Origin of the sequence: Myceligenerans indicum (assembly GCF_016742955.1) — a bacterium.
Classification (GTDB): domain Bacteria; phylum Actinomycetota; class Actinomycetes; order Actinomycetales; family Cellulomonadaceae; genus Myceligenerans; species Myceligenerans indicum.
Genome location: NZ_JABBYC010000144.1, coordinates 1 through 447 on the forward strand (window position 1 = coordinate 1; position 447 = coordinate 447).

The 447-nt window shown below is 62.6% G+C and carries 1 protein-coding gene; it reads left to right on the top strand.

Going from position 1 to position 447, the window contains the following annotated elements:
* Nucleotides 1–36: 36 nt before the first annotated feature.
* The coding region (locus HGK34_RS22315; RefSeq protein ID WP_307816178.1) for a helix-turn-helix transcriptional regulator at nucleotides 37–447 on the top strand (411 nt) is incomplete at its 3' end.

Genomic DNA, 447 nt, shown 5'->3' on the forward strand with positions numbered 1-447 from the left:
ATACGAGATGTAGCTCCGTCTCGTGGGCTCGGAGATGTGTATAAGAGACAGGTGGTTGTCATGTGTGCCACTCAACGCGGGTTTCCGGACATCATGTGTCAGGTTTTCCTGGGAGTCTTGGTGTCATGCGGATCACAGTGGGTGTCGGGGTTCGGCGGATGGTTCTTCCGGGGGTGGCTCGTGCGTGCTGATCGGCTGTTGCGTCTGATCGCGTTGCTGCAGCGGCACGGGAAGCTGGGGGCGTCGCGGCTGGCGGAGTTGTTGGAGGTGAGTGAGCGGACGGTGCTGCGGGACATGGAGGCGTTGTCGGCGGCGGGGGTTCCGGTGTACACGGAGCGGGGGCGGCATGGTGGGTGTGTGTTGCTGGATTCGTTCCGGACGGATGCGAGCGGGTTGACGGCGGCGGAGGTGCAGGCGCTGTTCGGGGTCTGTCTCTTATACACATCT